Genomic DNA, 18440 nt, shown 5'->3' on the forward strand with positions numbered 1-18440 from the left:
TTGCGGCCTGAGCGCAGTCGTTCACAGGGTCGCCAGGACGGCCTCGATGACGATCGCGGCGCCCGCGCCGACCGCCGCCAGCACCGTCGGCGCCGGGATGTCCGGACCCGCCTGCCGGTTGGGTGCCACCGCACTAACCGTCAGCCAGGGGAAGAACGCGAGCCACGCGTGCTCCACGCCACCGCGGGCCAGGCCGGCCAGGATCGAGAACGCGACGGCGCAGCCCGCGCCGACCAGGAACGGCCAGCCCGGCGTGTTGCGCATCTTGCGCAGGCTGGCGAACAGCACCGGCCCGCTCGCCAGCAGTAGCGCCACCATGCTGATGACGCTCCACCACAGCGCCGGACGGTACGGCTCGACCCGGGTCGCGTAGTCGGCCCTGGCCACGGACAGCCCGGACAGCCAGGCGAAGCCCAGCCCGTCGGCGACCAGTACCGGCAGGAGCGCACCCAGCCCGGTACCGACGTTGAGGAACGGCCGGCGTCGGGCGAAGTACAGGCAGACCACCGACAGGCCCAGCCAGGGCGCGGAGTAGGAGAACAGCGACGCGAGGCCGAGCAGTGCCCCGGACAGCAGCGCCCAGGCGCCGGCCCGAAGTCCGGTGCGGCGCCGGTCGCTGGCCCGTACGCCGGCCGCGACCATGGCCGCGCCGAGCACCGCGCTGAACACGTCGGTGCTGACCGCCACCCAGATGGCGTACGGCGCGAGGATGAGCACGACGGCGTACCGGCGGGCCGGTGTCTCGCCGCAGACTCCGCGCACCGCCGACAGGACCAGCGGGATGGTGAGCGTGCCGACCGCGGTGATGAGCAGCGCCAGGTCAAGTTCGTTGCGCAGGCCGATCCGCTGTAGCGCCCAGAGCAGCAGCACGGGGCCCGGTGGGTGCCCCCGGGCGGCCACAGAGTGGGCCGCGCTGTCCTGGTTGAAGTGCCGCAGATAATGCAGCGGCGCATCGTGGATCGCGCCGACCTGCGAGAGATAGTTGTCCGGGTCGAGCAGCGGCCGAGTGAGCCCGGCCTCGCCGTCGACCAGCACCAGGCTCAGCGCCCAAGCCAGGCCGGCCAGGTAGCTGGCCGCGCAGACCAATCCCCACCGGGTCCGCTCGAACCAGCCGCCGGCTTGCAGGGCGAGGATCGCGATCGCGACCGCCGGGGCGAGAAGTGTGGAAGGGGAGAGTTGAAATCGATACCGGCCGAGGAAAGGCGCACTCGCGGTACCCAACCCCGCTCCGCTGTGTACCGCCCATGCGGTCAGTGCCAAGCCGAACCCGATGAGTGCCAGCCACCACAGCAGATCCCGCCACTGCCCGGCGCCGACGGAAACGACGCGCGTCAAATTGACGCGCGCAATTCGCCGGGGTGTTCTCGCAGCTCTGTCCATCACCGGCCAACACGGTATCGGGTACCCGACACACTTGTGCGTGTCGGTTGGCTTCGTGATGATATCTAGCGCATGATCGACGGAGGCGGTCTAATAGGTGAGACCGCCAACTCCGCTCAATAGGGACGTGAGGAATCAACATGGCAGCCACCGGCACCACCACCAGCGCCGAAAAGGGTCGCCGGATCGTCGGGGCCGAGCGCCAGACGCTCGCCAAGGACCTCGTCAAGCGCTACACCTCCGGCGAAAGTATTCGGGCGCTCGCATCTTCTACCGGCCGTTCCTACGGTTTCGTCCACCGTGTGCTCACCGAATCCGGTGTGCAGCTGCGTCAGCGCGGTGGAGCCCGTCGGCGCAAGAAGGCGTGACCCGCCTACCAGCACGTTTCCCGCTGCGCCGGATCGAGCCGTGACGACCTCTGCGGCGGCCGGCGTGCGCTTCGACCGGGAAGGGCCGGTTGCGACCATCACGTTGTGCCGGCCCGAGCTCCTCAATGCCCAGACCCCGCAGATGTGGGCGGCGCTGCGCGAATTCAGTCGCGAGTTGCCCGGCGATGTGCGGGTCGTCGTGCTGCGTGGGGAAGGCCGAGCCTTCTCCTCCGGCCTGGATCTGTCGGCTGCCAAACGCACATTTGCTGAAATGACTTCGTATTCCGAAGACGAGGCAGCCAATCACATCGCCATCTTCCAGGAGGCTTTCTCCTGGTTGCGTCGCCCGGATCTGCTCAGTATTGCGGCCGTACAAGGACATGCGATCGGCGCCGGCTTCCAGCTGGCGCTCGCCTGCGATCTGCGCGTGGTGACCGACGACGCGAAGTTCACGATGGCCGAGGTGAGTCTCGGACTGGTACCCGATCTGACCGGTACGAAGCGGCTCGTGGACCTGGTCGGGTACGGGCGGGCACTGGAGATCTGCGTGACCGGCCGGCGGATCGACGCGCCAGAGGCGCACCGGATCGGCCTGGCCAATCTGGTCGTACCCGCGGACGAACTGGACCAGGCCGTCGCCGACCTGACCGCCGCGGTGCTGTCGGCCAACCGGGACGCGGTAGTCGAGATCAAGGCGCTGCTGCTGGGCGCCACGCAACGCGACTATCCGGCCCAGGAGGCGGCCGAGCGAGAGGCTCAGGTGCGCCGGATCCGCGACCTCTCCGGACTCGGGGAATAGCGCCTCCAGCCGCTGTTCTGGCTCGTACGCCGGTGGTGGGACGACCACCGGGATAATCGCGTCCAACACCGGTAAGGAACGATCGGGAACACACTCCTGTCCGCCGAAGTTTGTCAGAGGGGTAGCGCAGACTGGCGGCAGGAGGTGGCGCGTGAGCAGTCCGGTGAATGGATGGAGCATGTTGCGCTCGATCCGCCGGGAAGAGGAACTGAAGAATCGCAAGGTCAGCCGGGCTACCGCCCGGCGGGTCATGACGTTTGCCCGGCCATATCGGCGAGACATCCTCATTTTCCTGGTGGCGGTGGTCCTCGACGCCGTGATCGGCGTGGCCACCCCGGTGCTGGCCGGCAAGGTGGTCAACACGATCACCCGGGGCGGGCCGGAGGCAGCCGGCGCGGTGGTCCGCATCGCCGGGTTCATCGCCTGCCTGGCGGTCGTCGATGCCCTGCTCTCGCTGGTCAACCGGTGGTATTCCGCACGGATCGGCGAGGGGATCATCCTGACCCTGCGCACCCGGGTCTTCGACCACGTTCAGCGGATGCCGCTGCAGTTCTTCACCCGGACGCAGACCGGCGCCCTGGTCAGCCGGCTCAACAACGACGTGATAGGCGCCCAGCAGGCGTTCACCTCGACGCTGTCCGGCGTGGTCAGCAACGTGATCCAGCTCGTGCTGACCGCCGCCGTCATGTTCTCGCTGTCCTGGCAGGTGACGCTGCTGTCGCTGGTACTGCTGCCGCTGTTCATCCTGCCGGCCCGGCGGATCGGCCGGCGGCTGGCCGAGATCACCCGGGAGTCCTACCAGCTCGACGCGCAGATGAACGCCACGCTGACCGAGCGGTTCGGGGTGGCCGGGGCGCTGCTGGTCAAGCTGTTCGGCCAGCCCGACACCGAGGCGCGGCGGTTCGCCGACCGGGCGCGGCGGGTCCGTGACATCGGGATCCAGCAGGCCATGTATGGCCGCGTTTTCTTCGTCGCGATGGTGCTGGTCGCCTCGCTGGCCCAGGCGTTGACGTACGGGTTGGGTGGCTGGCTCGCGGTGAGCGGACGGATCTCCGCCGGTACGGTGGTGACTCTCGCGCTTCTGCTGACCCGGCTGTACGGGCCGCTCACCTCACTGTCCAATGTACGCATCGACGTGATGAGCGCGCTGGTCTCCTTCGAGCGGGTCTTCGAGATCCTGAACCTGAAGCCGGCGATCGACGAGTTGCCCGGCGCCCGGGATGTGCCGGCGGGTTCGGGCAAGGTGGAGTTCCGCGACGTGTCCTTCCGGTACCCGAGCGCGGCCGAGGTCTCGCTCGCCTCGCTGGAGGACGTGACGACGCTCGACCGCACCGTCAACGAACCGGTGTTGCGGGGCGTGTCGTTCACGGTCGAGCCGGGGCAGATGGTGGCGCTCGTCGGGCCGTCGGGTGCCGGCAAGTCCACCACGGCCATGTTGCTTCCGCGGGTATACGACGTGACCGACGGCGCGGTACTCGTCGGGGACGTCGACGTGCGCGACGCGACCCTGCGCTCGCTGACCGACACGATCGGCGTGGTGACCCAGGACGCGCATCTGTTCCACGAGACCATCGCCGAAAACCTGCGCTATGCCAAGCCGGAGGCCACCGACGAGGAGTTGTGGGCGGCGTTGTCCGGAGCGCAGATCGCCGGGCTGGTGAGGGCACTGCCGGATCAACTGTCCACAGTGGTCGGTGAGCGCGGCTACCGGTTCTCCGGCGGGGAGAAGCAACGCATCGCGATCGCCCGGCTGCTGCTCAAGGCGCCGAGCATCGTGATCCTCGACGAGGCCACCGCGCACCTGGACTCCGAGTCCGAGGCAGCCGTCCAGCGCGCGCTGTCGGTGGCGCTGACCGGGCGCACGGCGCTGGTGATCGCGCACCGGCTGTCGACCGTACGGGACGCGGACCAGATCCTCGTCATCGACGCCGGCCGGGTGGTCGAGCGCGGTACCCACGACCAGTTGGTCGCGGCCAACGGGCTGTACGCCGAGCTGTACCGCACCCAGTTCGCCACCGTCGACTCGCCGACCCCGTTCACGACCGCCGATCCGGAGCCGGTCGTCCTGATCGAGCACGAGGACCTGCGCACCGACGGCGCCGCCGAGCTGACCACCTGAGGTCGGCACGCCGGGCGAGGCTCACAGCGTGCGCAGTGCCCCGCCGTCGATCGGCACCGACATGCCGGTCAGGTAGCTCGCGGCAGGGGAGAGCAGGAACGCGGCGACCCGCCCGAACTCGGCCGGCTCGCCGAGGCGGCCCAGGGGGATGGCGGCGACCGCCCGCTCACGCGCCCGCTGCGGGTCCCCGGTCGCGGCCCACAGCTCCTGGTTGCGTTCGGTGTCGATCCGGTACGGCAGCAGGCTGACCACCCGTATCCCGCGCGGGCCGTACTCGTCGGCCATCTCCTTGGCGACCGCGGCGAGCCCGGGCCGCAGCCCGTTGGACAGGCCGAGCCCGGGGACCGGGGTGCGCACCGAACTCGACAGTACGAACGCGATCGCGCCGCCCGGCGACAGCCGCTCGGCCACGGTACGGGCCAGGCGCAGCGTCCCCAGGAACACCGTGTCGAAAGCGTTGCGCCACTGGTCGTCGCTGATCTGCACGGTACTGCCGTGCATCGGACCGCCCACCGAGATCAGCGCGCCGTCCAGCGCGCCGAACGCGTCGACCGCCCGGTCGACCAGCCGGTTGGCCGCGGTCGGGTCGGCCAGGTCGACCGCCAGCCCCGCAGCCCGCCGGGGGCCGCCGAGCCGGCCGACCGCCTCGGTCACCCGCTCGTGGTCGCGAGCGCTGATCACCACCTGAGCGCCGTCGGCGACCAGGCACTGCGCGGCGGCGAAGCCGAGCCCGCGGGAGCCGCCGGTGACGATGTAGACGTGCTTGTCCAGCCCGAGGTCCATGCTGTCTATCCTGCCGGCCGGGCGGCGCGTGTGGGGCGCGACCGGACGAGTCAGCCGCGCGGCTGCCGGTCGGTGCGCTGCCGGCGCACCGCCTCTTCGACCAGGTCGAGCACCGACCCGAAGTCGTCGGCCGGCCGGCCCATGGCCAGGTGCAGCACCAGGCCGTCGTAGGCCAGTTCGAGGAACTGGGCCAGCGTCTCGATCTCCACGTCGTCGCGAAGCACCCCGGCGTCGCGCTGGCGGCGCAGCCGCTCCCGGGTGGCGTCGCCGATCGCCTGCGAGCGGGCGGCCCAGCGCTTGGCGAAGTCTGGGTCGGTGCGCAGCCGGCGGGACACCTCCAGCTGGGTGCCCAGCCACCCTGGTTCGTCCGAGGAGTCGGCCCGCGCCCGCAGGTCCCGCATCACCTGGACGAGACCGTGCTCGGCGACCGTGGCGACCATGTCGGCCGCGTCGTCCTCGGCCACGGCGAGGAACAGCGAGTCCTTGTCCCGGAAATGGTGGAAGATCGCGCCACGCGACAGGCCGGTCTGCTCCTCGATCCGGCGGACAGTGGCGCCTTCGTACCCGTAACGTGCGAAGCTGGCGCGAGCACCCGCGAGGATCTCGCGGCGGCGGGCGTCGAGCTGATCCTGGCTGATCCTGGGCACGATCAGATCGTGACAGGTAGTGCCGAGGTATGCAATCCGTACGTACGGCTTGCTACAGGCCGGGCTCGTCCGTCGGGCCCCCGGGGTCGGTGCCGCCGCCCGAGTCGAGGTAGGTCAGGACGGCGAGCACCCGGCGGTTGTCGTCGGTATGTGCCCCGATGCCGAGCTTCGCGAAGATGCTCGTGGTGTATTTGCTGACCGCGCCCTCGGACAGGTGCAGGCGGGTGGCGATGGCGGCGTTGGAGCGTCCCTCCGCCATCACCGCGAGCACCTCGCTCTCCCGGGTGCTGAGCCGGCGCAGCGGGCTGCTCCGGTCGCCCGGCCGCAGCAGTGCGGCGATGACCTTCGGATCCATCACGGTGCCGCCGGCCGCCACCCGGCGGAGCGCGTCGGTCAACTCCTCCCCGCCCGACACCCGGTCCTTGAGCAGGTACCCGACCCCGCCCGCCCCGTCGGCCAGCAGTTCGCGGGCGTAGAGCCGCTGGACGTGCTGGGAGAGCACCAGGACCGGCAGCCCCGGTACCCGCGCCCGGGCGGCCAGGGCGCCCCGCAGCCCCTCGTCGGTGAACGTCGGCGGCAGCCGTACGTCCACCACCGCGACGTCGGGACGCACGTCGAGCAGGGTCGGCAGCAGGTCCGGACCCCGCGTCACGGTGGCCGCGATGGCGAACCCGGCGGCGCGCAGCAGGTGGCTGAGGGCGTCCTTCAGGAGTTCGTGGTCTTCGGCGAGGACAACTCGCAAGGGACCTCCAATACCGCGGTGGTCGGACCGCCCGGCGGGCTGGACAGCCGCAGCGAGCCGTCGAAGGCGCCCAGGCGTCGCCCGATGCCGGACAGCCCGGTGCCGGCGGCTGGGTCGGCGCCACCGGGACCGTCGTCCTCGACGGTGATCCGCAACCGGCCCGCGTGATGCTGAACGTCTACCCGGCCGGCCGAGCCGCCGGCGTGCTTGGCGAGGTTGGCGATCAGTTCGGAGGCGGCGAAGTAGGCGGCCGTCTCCACCGGTTCCGGTGGCCGCCCGGGCAGCTGCCCGGTGACGGCCAGGCGCGATCCGGAGTCCAGCGCGAGCGCCTGGAGCGCCGCGACCAGGCCGCGTTCGGCCAGTACCGGCGGGTGAATGCCGTTGACCAGGTCCCGCAGTTCGTCGAGGGCGGTCTGGGTGGAGCGCCTGGCCTGTGCGTACAGCTGTCGGGCGGCTCCCGGATCGGTGTCCAGCAGCGCCTCGGCCGCGCCGAGAGTGATCGTCACGGCCGCCAGCCGGGCCTGTGCGCCGTCGTGCAGGTCGCGTTCGATCCGGCGTAGCTCGGTCGCCTGTGCGTTCGTGGCGTCGGCGCGGGTGTCCGTCAGCTGCCGTACCCGCTGGGCCAGCCGGTCGCGCTCCAGCCTCAGGCCGGCCGCGCGGGTGGGCGCCAGCAGCAGGGCGCACCAGCGACTGTGCCAGCGCAGCCCGTGCGGGGCGAGCGCCGACCCGGCCACGATCAGGGCGGCGCCGGCAACCGCGGCCACGGTACGGGCGGGAGCGGTGTCGCCGCCGTAGAGCCAGTCGGACCAGCCCTCGACGCCGGGCAGCAGCAGCCCCACCCAGCCGAACAGTACGGCGACGCCGGGCAGCAGCAGGATCCCGCCGACGACCGGCTCGGTCGCCAGCCAGGCGAGGTCCCGCCAGCTAGCCGGGTCGCTGAGCACCCAGTGCACCCGGGCCCGGTACCCGGCCATGCCGGGACGGGTGGGCGGCGGCGGGTACGGGCGTTCGATCGGCGTTCCGCCGCCGACTCCGGCCAGCCGGCGGGACAGGTTCGGCAACCACCGGATGACGGTGCCCAGAGCCGGCCCGAGCGTGGGGCCGCTGACCACGCCGATCGTGATCGCACCAGCGAGGACGGGCGCGGCCAGGATGGCCACGCCGAACTGGCGCAGGCACAGCGCGACGGCGATGACGAGCCGTACCGGGGTGCGACCGTGCCGCATCTTCGCCTCCCCGGGTGCCCGCGCTGCCTGCCGGTCGCCTCAACAGTGGCAGACGCCGGCCGGGCCGCACTATCCGTACCGGCGCCGGAATCCGGTGGGTCCAGACCCACCCAGGTGTGGGCCGGCGCGGATACCGATGCGGCTGCCCGATTCCTAGCGTCGTCAACCGTGACCGGTCTGGGTCGCGGCGCGGCGTCGGACGCGCCGGGCCAGCCCGGTCGGACAGCGATCGCTTTGAGGAACGGAGATTTCCATGAAGACAACCGGACCGCCCGGTGTACGCGGTGCCCTTCTGCGATCCGCCGCCATTGATCTGATTGGCCCGACCGTCGCGTACTACGCGCTGCGCGGCGCCGGGCTCTCCACGGTCGTGGCGACACTGCTGGCCGCCCTGCTGCCGCTCGGCAATGCCGCTCTGGTGTTCGCCCGCCGCCGTCAGGTCGACCAGTTGGCGTGCCTCGCCGTGGTGGTGCTCGGCGTGCTGGTACTGGCGACCGTGCTCGGTGGCGGCGAGCGGCTGGCGCTGGCGAAGGACGGCCTGATCACCGGGATCGCGGGGCTGTACGCCCTGGGTACGCTGACCGCCCGCCGGCCGCTGTACTTCACCGTGGCCCGGCCGTTCGGGCAGGAGCCGGATGAGGACTGGGACGCGTCATGGGAGGCGGATCCCGTGTTCCGGCACCAGATTCGCACCATCAACACTGTCTGGGGCACCGGGCTCAGCCTCGACGGGATCGTCAAGGTGTTGTTGGCGTACACGCTGCCCGCGGACGCGGTACCCGCGGTGGCCGGCATCCAGTACGTCGTGGTACTCGGTGGGCTGGTGCTGTTCACCGTCCGGTACGTGCGCCGCGGTGACCGCCGCCGGTACGCCGCCGCCGGATCACGATGATCCACCGGCGCCGTCCGTTTCGTCACCCAGAGGGAAGTCGCCATCGGTGCAATCCGGCAAGGATCGGGCCCGGGACTGTTCGACGGTGGCCATTGTCCCGTAGGGTGCGCGCGTGCCGCTGTTGCTCCTCGATCTCGACAACACCCTGCTTGACCGCGTGGGGCCGTTTCGTGCCTGGGGCGAGGACTTCCTCAGACAGGTGGGCGCGCCCGCCGAGGACATCCAGTGGCTGCTCGACGTGGACGCGGACGGGCTCACCGACCGGTGGGACGTGGCCGATGCGTTGCGCGACCGGTACGGGCTCCGGGCCTCCTCGGTCGACCTCGTGGAGGAGTTGCACGACGGGGTCGTGGCCCACAGCCGGCTCGATCCGATGGTGGCCTGCGCACTGAAGATCACCGGAGAGGCCGGCTGGGTCCCGGTCGTGGTGAGCAACGGCGCGACGCGCCAGCAGGAGGCGAAGATCCGCAAGACCGGCCTGGACCGGTACCTGGCCGACTGGGTGATCTCCGAGGAGGCCGGGGTCAGCAAGCCGAACCCACGGATCTTCGCGATCGGCGCGCAGCGGGCCCGGATGCGCCTGGCAGGCGCGTGGATGATCGGGGACAGCCCGGAGGCGGACATCGGCGGGGCCAGCGAACTGGGGCTGCGCAGCGTGTGGCTGCACCGCGGGCGGCGCTGGATCGAGCAGCGGTACGCGCCGACGTATACGGCCGACGGCACGATCGCCGCGCTGGCCGCCGTACTCGGCGGCTAGCGACCCGGTGAGAGGCTTGCTTACTCCGAGATCGTCAGGCCGGCGAGCTTGTCCGCGTCAAGAAGAAGGTCGATCTCCGAGATGCGTTCGTCGATCACGGTGAAGCCGACCACGGCGACCACACCGGAGCGTGTCCTGGCGATGATGCCCGCCGCACCGTTGACCAGCGCCGGCTGGCAGAGCGTGGCGAACCTGGGCCCGTGAGCCGAGGCGTGCCGGGCCACCTCGGTCGCCCCGGTGAGGAGGGCCGGGGCGAGCCAGGTACGCGAACCGGTGTCGACCCGGAAGGCTACGTCGGGGTCGAGCAGATTGATGAGGTCCTCGAATTCGCCGGCCCTCGACGCGGCCAGGAAGGCCGCGACCACCCGCCGCTGCGTGGGCAGGTCGGCGTTGGAGTTCGTTGTGGTACCGCGTACCCGTCGACGGGCCCGGCTGGCGAGCTGACGGGTGGCCTCCGGTGTACGGTCCACGATCGGCGCGATCTCGTCGAACGGGACGGCGAACATGTCGTGCAGGACGAACGCCAGCCGCTCGGCCGGTTCCAAGCTTTCCAGGACGACCAGCAGTGCGAGCCCTACCGAGTCGGCCAGCAGGCTCGACTGTTCGGGGTCGAGTTTGCCGTCGGTGCTGACGACCGGCTCGGGCAGCCAGGTGCCGATGAGACTCTCCCTGCGCGACTGCCGTGCCCGGAGCATGTCGACGCACACCCGGCCGACGAGAGTGGTCAACCAGCCGCCGATGTTGCTTATCGTGCGGCTGTCGGAGCGGTTGGTCCGGATCCACGCCTCCTGTAGGGCATCGTCGGCCTCGGTCAAGGATCCGAGCATCCGGTAGGCGACCGCCCTCAGGTGCGGCCGGTTCGCCTCGAACTGCTCGGCGAACCACTGCATGTCATCCACGGGAATCACGGCCGCCCGGCAGCCTCGCGACGCATCATCTGGAAGAGAGTCGGGACGCCCTCGGACGTGGTGACCGCGACGTTCTTCCGGACCCACTCGGTGCTCGCGGCCTGGGCGAGGATGCTCGCGGCGAGGTCGATCCGGCTGGTGAAGATGCCATCGGCTCGATCCTCGCGCAGGTGGTACGCGCTGACGCGGGCGGCCTCGAACAGCCCGGACGGACGCATGATCGTCCAGTCCAGATCACTGCCTTGCAGCAACTGCTCCATCCGCCGCATGTCCACGTAGGTGGTCTTGCCGATCGTCGCCGTCACCAGCGGCTGTATCACACGGTTCAGCAGGAATCCGCCATCGGCGTGATGGCTGGGTTCGGTGGCGCTGGAACTGACCGCGATCACCCGTCTGACGCCGTACCGGGACATCGCGCCGGCGATGTTGGCCATGCCCGCGCTGTAGACCGTGATGGGCTTGCGGCCGAACGGTACACCGAGGCTGGAAAGCACCGCGTCCGCGCCCCGTACCACCCGGGCGACCGCGTCACTGTCGTGGACGTCCGCGCCCTCGACGACTAGTCGGCCGCCTGCCAGCGGAAAGTCGGCCGGGTGCCGGGTCACCGCCACGACCTCGTGGCCGGCGGTCAGCGCGAGGCGGACAAGCAGTCGACCGGTGGCCCCGTTGGCTCCGAACACGACCAATCTCATGACTTCGGGCTCCCTCGTGTGTGTCGGCGCGGTCGCTGCCGGCTTCGCAGCACTGTCGGATCCGGCCGCGAGAATGTGACCGGTCCGGCCGAAGTTTCTTGCCCGCGGGTGTGCGGCGCCGAGGCGGACGGGTAATTCGGTTGCGGTGCCGGCGGATCCCCGGCATCGTGCGGCAGGACGGGCCGGATGCGTGGCCCGCACCGGGGGAGTCTCCGGTGGAGTCGAAGGGAGGCGATGAGCTGTGACCGCGATTGTCGCGCGGTGGATGCCGCCCGCCCTTGTCTCGACTCTTCCGAAGGACTCTATCCATTGCGTGACAACGAGAACGAACGCGCCGGCCGTGGCCGTCGCGGCAGGTTCGACGACGACGAACCGCGCTACCTGAAGCGATCCCCGCGCCGGGAGCCTGAGCCGGTCGACCAGGATGAACTTCCCGAGACCGGCGACCGCTGGTCGACCTGGGACCTGTCCACCGCCGGCGAGCGGGGCCCGCAACCATACCCGGACTGGTTGGTCACCGAGCTGGCCGCCGTGGACTTCGAGCTCGGCGTCGTCAAGACCGGCAAGGAGGCCGACGTCGATCTCATCCGCCGGGCGGTACCCGGCACCGACCGGGAGTGCCTGATTGCCGCGAAGCGGTACCGGTCGACCGAGCACCGGATGTTCCACCGCGACGCCGGTTATCTTGAGGGCCGGTCGGTACGGCGGTCGCGGACCAACCGGGCGATGAACAGGCGCACCACCTTCGGGCGGCAGGCGATCGCGGGTCAGTGGGCGGCTGCCGAGTTCGCCGCGCTGTACCGGCTCTGGGAGGTGGGCGTCGAGTTGGGCGCGCCGATCGTCCCGTACCCAGTGCAGATCCTCGGTACCGAGCTGTTGCTGGAGTTTCTCGGCAGCCCGGACGGCGAGGCGGCTCCCCGGCTGGCGCAGCTGCGCCCGACCGGCCGGGAACTGGTCGACCTGTGGCGGCAGACCGTCGACGGGTTGCGGGTGCTGGCCCGGTGCGGGCTGGCCCACGGTGACCTGTCGCCGTACAACATCCTGGTGCACGACGGCCGGCTGGTACTCATCGACCTGCCTCAGGTGGTGGACGTGGTGGCCAACCCGCGGGGGAGCGAGTACCTGGCGCGGGACGTCGGCAACGTGGTCGCCTGGTTCGCCGCGCGCGGCCTGCCCGACGTCGACGGCGAGGAGCTGACCCGGGACCTGCTGGGGGAGGCGGGCATGCGTTGAGCCGCCCCAGAAGCGGGCGGCGCCGGCGCCGCCCGGGGCGCCCGGCCGGTTGCGCATCGTCGTTTCGTGCTCGCGTTGAGCAACGTGTAACGCCGGTGGAAGTTCCGTCGATGTTTTCGCGTGACGGAGGAAACCGTTCGTTCATGCCGGCATTGCTCCGCACCGGTCATTCGTGACCCGGACGGCCGCTGGATACACGCGAACCAGTCGTACGCCTGCCGGGATGTCTGGGGTGCGGTCGCGTCCACCACGGCCGAGGCAGCGCCCCCGCGCCCGCGCTACCGCCGCATAGGCGTCGACGGTGGGTGAGACGTCGATCGGTGGGTGAGACGTCGGCCGCGGGTGAGGCGACAACGGTGGGTGAGGCGACGCCCAGCACTCTGTGACACCAGGATTTGCGCAAGCACCGCCGTTTCGAGGCGGAAAAGGGCCCGGCCCGGAGGTCCAGTGTGGACGTCCGGGCCGGGCGTTTCGCCAGTGATTCGTCAGGAGTTGAGCATCCGGCGCAGCACGAACTGCAGGATGCCGCCGTGCCGGTAGTAGTCCGCCTCGCCGGGGGTGTCGATGCGGACGTCCGCGTCGAACTCGATCCCGCCCGCGATGACGTGCACCCGTCGCGGAGCCGCACCGTCGTTGATGGTCTCGATGCCGGTGATGGTGAACGTCTCGGCTCCGGTCAGGCCCAGCGACTTCGCAGACTGGCCGGCGGGGAACTGCAGCGGCAGCACGCCCATGCCGATGAGGTTCGAGCGGTGGATGCGCTCGTAGCTTTCCGCGATGACCGCGCGTACGCCCAGCAGCATGGTGCCCTTGGCTGCCCAGTCGCGGGAGGAGCCGGTGCCGTACTCCTTGCCGGCCAGGATCACCAGCGGGACGCCGGCCTGCCGGTACGCCTCGGCGGCGTCGTAGATCGTGGTCTGCTCGCCGCTGAGGTGGTTGACCGTGAACCCGCCCTCGACGCCCGGCACGAGCTCGTTGCGCAGCCGGATGTTGGCGAACGTGCCGCGGATCATCACCTCGTGGTTGCCGCGGCGCGACCCGTACGAGTTGAAGTCCTTCTTGTCCACGCCGTGCTCGGCCAGGTACCGGCCGGCGGGGGAGTCGGCCTTGATGGAACCGGCCGGCGAGATGTGGTCGGTGGTCACCGAGTCGCCGAGCTTCGCCAGTACCCGTGCCCCGTCGATGTCCTCCACCGGAGTCGGTGAGGCGGCCATGCCCTCGAAGTACGGCGGCTTGCGCACGTACGTGGACTCGGCGTCCCAGGCGAACGTGTTCCCGGTCGGCGTCGGCAGCGAGCGCCACCGCTCGTCGCCGGCGAACACGTCGGCGTAGTCCTTGGTGAACATGTCCGCCGACACGGCCACGTCGATGACGTCCTGCACCTCGCGCGGCGAGGGCCAGATGTCGGCCAGGTACACCGGCTTGCCGTCGCTGTCGGTGCCCAGCGGCTCCTTCGACAGGTCGAGGTCCATGGTGCCGGCGATGGCGTACGCGACGACCAGCGGCGGGGACGCGAGGTAGTTCATCTTCACGTCCGGGTTGATCCGGCCCTCGAAGTTGCGGTTGCCGGACAGCACGCTGACCACGGCGAGGTCCTCGGCGTTGACCGCGGCCGAGATCTCCTCCGGCAGCGGGCCGGAGTTGCCGATGCAGGTGGTGCAGCCGTAGCCGACCAGGTTGAAGCCGAGCTTCTCCAGGTACGGCACCAGGCCGGCCTTCTCGTAGTAGTCCATGACCACCTTGGAGCCCGGCGCCAGCGTGGTCTTCACCCACGGCTTGCGCGACAGGCCCCGGTCCACCGCGTTGCGGGCCAGCAGAGCGGCACCGATCATCACCTGCGGGTTCGAGGTGTTGGTGCACGAGGTGATCGAGGCGATCACGACGGCGCCGTGATCCAGCTCGAAGGTGGTGCCGTCGGCCAGCGTCACCGGGGTCGGGTCGTGCGCCCGGCGGCCGTTGCTACCGGCATTGGAGGCCGGCGAGTCCGAGGCGGGGAAGCTCTCCCGGCTCTCCTCGTCCACCGCGTCCTCGGCGACGTAGTCGGGCAGCGCGGCGCGGAAGGCGTTCTTCGCGTCGGTGAGCGCGATGCGGTCCTGCGGCCGCTTCGGCCCGGCGATGCTGGGTACGACCGTGGACAGGTCCAGCTCCAGCTTCTCGGAGTACTGCGGCTCCCGGGCCGGGTCGTGCCACAGGCCCTGCGCCTTGGCGTACGCCTCGACCAGCGCGGTCGCCTCGGCGGACCGGCCGGTCAGCCGCAGGTACCGGACGGTCTCCTCGTCGACCGGGAAGATGGCGCAGGTGGAGCCGAACTCGGGGCTCATGTTGCCGATGGTGGCCCGGTTGGCCAGCGGCACGGCGGCCACTCCGGAGCCGTAGAACTCCACGAACTTGCCGACCACGCCGTGCTTGCGCAGCAGCTGGGTGATGGTCAGCACCAGGTCGGTGGCGGTGGCGCCCTCAGGCAGCTCGCCGTCGAGCTTGAAGCCGACCACCCGGGGGATGAGCATGGAGACCGGCTGGCCGAGCATGGCCGCCTCGGCCTCGATGCCGCCGACGCCCCAGCCGAGCACGCCCAGGCCGTTGACCATCGTGGTGTGCGAGTCAGTGCCCACCACGGTGTCCGGGTATGCGACGCCGTCCCGGTTGAAAATCACGCGGGCCAGGTGCTCGATGTTGACCTGGTGCACGATGCCGGTGCCGGGTGGGACGACCTTGAATTCGTTGAACGCGGTCTGGCCCCAGCGCAGGAACTGGTACCGCTCCTTGTTGCGGCCGTACTCGAACTCGACGTTGCGCTCGAAGGCGTCCGCCCGGCCGAACACGTCGGCGATCACCGAGTGGTCGATGACCAGCTCAGCCGGAGCCAGCGGGTTCACCTTGGTGGCGTCGCCGCCCAGGTCCTGCACCGCCTCGCGCATGGTGGCCAGGTCGACGACGCACGGGACGCCGGTGAAGTCCTGCATCAGCACCCGCGCCGGAGTGAACTGGATCTCGACGCTCGGGTCGGCGGCCGGATCCCAGCCGCCCAGCGCGCGGATGTGGTCGGCGGTGATGTTCGCGCCGTCCTCCGTGCGTAGCAGGTTCTCCAGCAGGATCTTCAAGCTGTACGGCAGCCGGTCGTGCCCGGCCACCTGATCGATCCGGTAGATCTCGTAGCTCGCGTCGCCGACGCGTAGCTGGCTCTTCGCACCGAAGGTGTCGAGGCTCGCCACGTCGAAACTCCTTAACAGGTCCGTCACTGTGGAGCAGTCTCCCGCAACACGCGCCGGCCGGCGCGCTGGGGTACTTGCAAACCGTACGTCCGTCTTGCTATTGCCGCAAGACCACTCGCTCGATACCGCAAGACCACCGCGCTGTCTGCCAGGTGTCAGATAGCGATAATTCGATCCGAGTCGTTGCACGAAGCGCGCATGCTGAATTCATGCAGGTTCACTTCCACCGCACCGACAGTGTTGGTGGCTACGCGGTGCTCATGCGCCGCGATGACGGCCTGATGGTCCGTCTGCCGGGTCTCGACCGGAGCTTCCGGATTCCGCATGATCTGGCCCACTTCGTGACCGAACGCGAATTCGAGCTCGGCCACGGCGTCTTCGGCAGCATCGCGGCCGGTGCGATGTTCAGCAACATGGCGGTGGTCGGCGGTCGCCCGCGCTACGACGCCAACGTGCGCTCGCGCGCCGTCATCCGGGCCTACGCGGCCGAACTCAGCCTCGCCGAGGTGCTCTCCGGAGTCGTGCACGACGGCGTGGAGCACGAGACCAACCCCGAGAAGCTGTACCGGCACCTGCTGATCGCCTACGGCAGCCTGCGCTCGGGCCCCTGCCCGTACCAGGTGGCGACCCTGCGCCGCTGCCTGGGCCTGCTGTGGGCACTGTCGGACCGGTGGCGCGCCGTACCGGTGGGCCAGCGCCTGGCCCTGCGCTGGGAGTTGCCCGGGGCCGCGCGTACCCCCTCGCCCCACTGACCGATCCCGGGAGGTTGGTCCACAGTGGACGGAGTGGTCAGTGGCCGGCCGCGCGCTCCTGCCCGTCCAGGAAGCGCTCGACCAGGCCACGGATCACCGCCGCCATGCTGAAGTTGTGCTCGTTGCACCAGGTCCGCAGGCGCTCGTGCGCCTCGCTGGGCAGCCGGATGTTCACCAGTTGGCTGGCCTCACCGGCGACCAGGCCGGTGGCGACTTCACGCTGTGCCAGCAGGTCGCGATGCAACGGCTGGCGCAGCGGCCAACTGCGCGCGGTGCGGCCGAGCAACCAGGCGGTGATCTCCTTGCGATCCTCGGGTTCGAGGGTCTCCAGCAATGCGGCCAGCTTCTCGGCCGGCCCTTCATGGGACGCCATCACTCGACGGTAGCGCGCGATAGCGCCGACTACCGCCCCGTGCGGCCGCGCGAGCGGCGACCGGTCACTCGGGCAGGCGGGGACCGGCCTCCCGTTGCGCGGCGAGCCACGACTCGACCTCGTCGGCGGTGCGCGGCAGGCCGGCGGAGAGCACCTGCGCGCCGGTCGAGGTGACCAGCACGTCGTCCTCGATCCGGATGCCGATGCCGCGCAGCTCCTCCGGGACCAGTTCGTCCTCGGGCTGGAAGTACAGGCCGGGCTCGACGGTCAGCACGTACCCCTCGTCGAGAGTGCCGCCGCGGTAGCGCTCGCGGCGCGCGTTCGCGCAGTCGTGCACGTCGAGGCCGAGCATGTGGCCGAAGCCGTGCAGGGTCCACCGCCGGTACACCGTGGAGCCCTTGTCCATCGCCTCCTCGACGCTGCCCGGCAGCAGGCCGAGGTCGGCCAGCCCCTCGGCCAGTACCCGCATGCAGGTCTGGTGGATGTCGTCGTACTTCACGCCCGGCCTGATCGTGTCGATGCCGGCCTGCTGGGAGGCGTGGACCAGCTCGTAGACGCGGCGCTGGATCGGGCTGAACGTGCCGTTGACCGGCAGGGTACGGGTGACGTCGGCGGTGTAGAGGTTGCGGTTTTCCACGCCCATGTCCATGAGCAGCAGGTCGCCGGGGCGGGTGTATCCGTCGTTGCGTACCCAGTGCAGAGTCGCGCCGTGCGCCCCGTTGCCCACGATCGAGCCGTACCCGACCTGGTTGCCGTCGTGCCGGGCGCGCAGCCCGAAGACCCCGTCGAGCAGCCGCTCGGCCACCGGCCGGTCGGCCGGCAGCACCCGGGCGACGTCCTCGAACCCGCGTACGGTGGCGTCGATCGCGTCCTGGAGCTGGGCGACCTCCCAGTCGTCCTTGACCAGCTTCAGCTCGGACAGCACGGTGGCCAACTCCCCGTCGCGCACGGGGTTGCCGCGCACCGCCGCGTCGACGGCCGGGTCGAAACCGCGCAGCACCCGGGTGCGGCTCGGGGCGCAGTCGTCGAGCACCGCGCCGAGGTCGTCCAGGTTGGCGGTGTCGATGCCCAGCTCGGTGGCCTTCTCGGCGAGCGTGTGCCGGCGGCCGATCCACAGCTCGCCGTAGACCCGGTCGCGGAAGAACTCGTCGGTGTCGCGCGGTGAGCGGGGCCGCACGTACAGCGTGCTCTCGCCGCCCGGCCGCAGCACCAGGACGGCGTCCGGGTCGTGCTCGCCGGTCAGGTACACGAAGTCGCTGCCGGGGCGGAACGGGTAGAATGTGTCGTTCGCCCGAACCTTCTCCCGGCCGGTCGGTATGATCAGCGTCTCGCCGGGGAATGCCTCGGACACGGCGGCCCGGCGCTTGGCGTAGTGCGCGGCCGCCGGGCCGGGGGCGACGGTCAGAGCGCTGTCACGCCATCCGGTCCGCATGAAGGCCAGGAACTTTTCCGGAAAATCGGGGTCATGCGACTGGGTGCCCGGGACTCGATCGCTCATGTCGAGAACCTATCGTGCCAGTCGGGCCAGGGCCACGGGGCGACCATGAAAGGATGACC

Annotated in this window: 17 protein-coding genes; 7 read left to right on the forward strand and 10 right to left on the reverse strand. The window is 70.4% G+C overall.

The window, feature by feature from the left end:
• Positions 1–21 precede the first annotated feature (21 nt).
• A complete protein-coding gene (locus Raf01_RS32245) occupies positions 22–1335 on the reverse strand; it encodes a hypothetical protein (RefSeq protein WP_239134105.1) in 1314 nt (437 codons plus the stop codon).
• Between the two features lie 185 nt (positions 1336–1520).
• On the opposite strand from Raf01_RS32245, the gene Raf01_RS32250 reads away from it, so the two are divergent.
• The 3 genes from Raf01_RS32250 (at position 1521) to Raf01_RS32260 (ending at position 4666) form a co-directional block, all read left to right on the forward strand.
• Entirely contained in the window at positions 1521–1748 is a 228-nt protein-coding gene (locus Raf01_RS32250) for a helix-turn-helix domain-containing protein (protein ID WP_203921847.1), read from the forward strand.
• A gap of 40 nt (positions 1749–1788) precedes the next feature.
• Positions 1789–2547 carry an enoyl-CoA hydratase/isomerase family protein gene (locus tag Raf01_RS32255; protein ID WP_203921848.1) on the forward strand — a complete coding sequence of 253 codons (759 nt, stop codon included), beginning with the start codon at positions 1789–1791 and terminating at the stop codon, positions 2545–2547.
• Between the two features lie 178 nt (positions 2548–2725).
• Positions 2726–4666, forward strand: a complete 1941-nt coding sequence (locus Raf01_RS32260; RefSeq protein ID WP_203921924.1) for an ABC transporter ATP-binding protein — start codon at positions 2726–2728, stop codon at positions 4664–4666.
• A gap of 21 nt (positions 4667–4687) precedes the next feature.
• Here Raf01_RS32260 and Raf01_RS32265 read toward each other — a convergent pair whose 3' ends face one another.
• The 4 genes from Raf01_RS32265 to Raf01_RS32280 are packed head-to-tail and all read right to left on the reverse strand — an operon-like array spanning position 4688 to position 8064.
• On the reverse strand, positions 4688–5449 hold the full coding sequence (locus tag Raf01_RS32265; RefSeq protein ID WP_203921849.1) for an SDR family oxidoreductase: 762 nt from the start codon (positions 5447–5449) through the stop codon (positions 4688–4690).
• A 50-nt stretch (positions 5450–5499) separates the two neighbouring features.
• Entirely contained in the window at positions 5500–6096 is a 597-nt protein-coding gene (locus Raf01_RS32270) for a TetR/AcrR family transcriptional regulator (RefSeq protein WP_203921850.1), read from the reverse strand.
• Positions 6097–6148: 52 nt separating this feature from the next.
• Positions 6149–6838 (reverse strand): response regulator transcription factor, encoded by a 690-nt coding sequence (locus Raf01_RS32275; RefSeq protein WP_203921851.1) that lies wholly within the window; start codon positions 6836–6838, stop codon positions 6149–6151.
• Positions 6802–8064: a sensor histidine kinase gene (locus Raf01_RS32280; protein WP_203921852.1), complete on the reverse strand. Its 1263-nt coding sequence runs from the start codon at positions 8062–8064 to the stop codon at positions 6802–6804. Before Raf01_RS32280 ends, Raf01_RS32275 begins: the two co-directional genes overlap by 37 nt.
• A gap of 253 nt (positions 8065–8317) precedes the next feature.
• Between Raf01_RS32280 and Raf01_RS32285 the strand changes: the two genes are divergently transcribed.
• Together Raf01_RS32285 and Raf01_RS32290 are read left to right on the forward strand one after the other, a co-directional pair.
• Positions 8318–8956 (forward strand): VC0807 family protein, encoded by a 639-nt coding sequence (locus tag Raf01_RS32285; protein ID WP_203921853.1) that lies wholly within the window; start codon positions 8318–8320, stop codon positions 8954–8956.
• A 112-nt stretch (positions 8957–9068) separates the two neighbouring features.
• Positions 9069–9713: an HAD family hydrolase gene (locus tag Raf01_RS32290; protein WP_203921854.1), complete on the forward strand. Its 645-nt coding sequence runs from the start codon at positions 9069–9071 to the stop codon at positions 9711–9713.
• A 20-nt stretch (positions 9714–9733) separates the two neighbouring features.
• Here the strand turns inward: Raf01_RS32290 and sigJ are convergent, their stop codons facing one another.
• Both sigJ and Raf01_RS32300 read right to left on the reverse strand, forming a co-directional pair.
• Positions 9734–10603 carry an RNA polymerase sigma factor SigJ gene (sigJ, locus tag Raf01_RS32295; protein WP_308442680.1) on the reverse strand — a complete coding sequence of 290 codons (870 nt, stop codon included), beginning with the start codon at positions 10601–10603 and terminating at the stop codon, positions 9734–9736.
• A gap of 14 nt (positions 10604–10617) precedes the next feature.
• Entirely contained in the window at positions 10618–11313 is a 696-nt protein-coding gene (locus Raf01_RS32300; protein WP_203921856.1) for an NAD(P)-dependent oxidoreductase, read from the reverse strand.
• A gap of 309 nt (positions 11314–11622) precedes the next feature.
• On the opposite strand from Raf01_RS32300, the gene Raf01_RS32305 reads away from it, so the two are divergent.
• Positions 11623–12546, forward strand: coding sequence for a serine protein kinase RIO (locus Raf01_RS32305; RefSeq protein ID WP_203921857.1), 924 nt, complete (start codon positions 11623–11625; stop codon positions 12544–12546).
• Between the two features lie 485 nt (positions 12547–13031).
• Here the strand turns inward: Raf01_RS32305 and acnA are convergent, their stop codons facing one another.
• On the reverse strand, positions 13032–15758 hold the full coding sequence (gene acnA, locus Raf01_RS32310; protein WP_203921858.1) for an aconitate hydratase AcnA: 2727 nt from the start codon (positions 15756–15758) through the stop codon (positions 13032–13034).
• Between the two features lie 209 nt (positions 15759–15967).
• Here acnA and Raf01_RS32315 point away from each other — a divergent pair, with 209 nt between their 5' ends.
• Positions 15968–16510, forward strand: coding sequence for a hypothetical protein (locus tag Raf01_RS32315; protein WP_203921859.1), 543 nt, complete (start codon positions 15968–15970; stop codon positions 16508–16510).
• A 37-nt stretch (positions 16511–16547) separates the two neighbouring features.
• On the opposite strand, the gene Raf01_RS32320 is transcribed toward Raf01_RS32315, so the two are convergent.
• Both Raf01_RS32320 and Raf01_RS32325 read right to left on the reverse strand, forming a co-directional pair.
• Positions 16548–16883: a ribbon-helix-helix domain-containing protein gene (locus Raf01_RS32320; RefSeq protein WP_203921860.1), complete on the reverse strand. Its 336-nt coding sequence runs from the start codon at positions 16881–16883 to the stop codon at positions 16548–16550.
• Positions 16884–16947: 64 nt separating this feature from the next.
• Positions 16948–18381 carry an aminopeptidase P family protein gene (locus tag Raf01_RS32325; protein ID WP_203921861.1) on the reverse strand — a complete coding sequence of 478 codons (1434 nt, stop codon included), beginning with the start codon at positions 18379–18381 and terminating at the stop codon, positions 16948–16950.
• Between the last annotated feature and the right edge of the window lie 59 nt (positions 18382–18440).

The sequence above is a fragment of the Rugosimonospora africana genome, assembly GCF_016862975.1.
Classification (GTDB): domain Bacteria; phylum Actinomycetota; class Actinomycetes; order Mycobacteriales; family Micromonosporaceae; genus Rugosimonospora; species Rugosimonospora africana.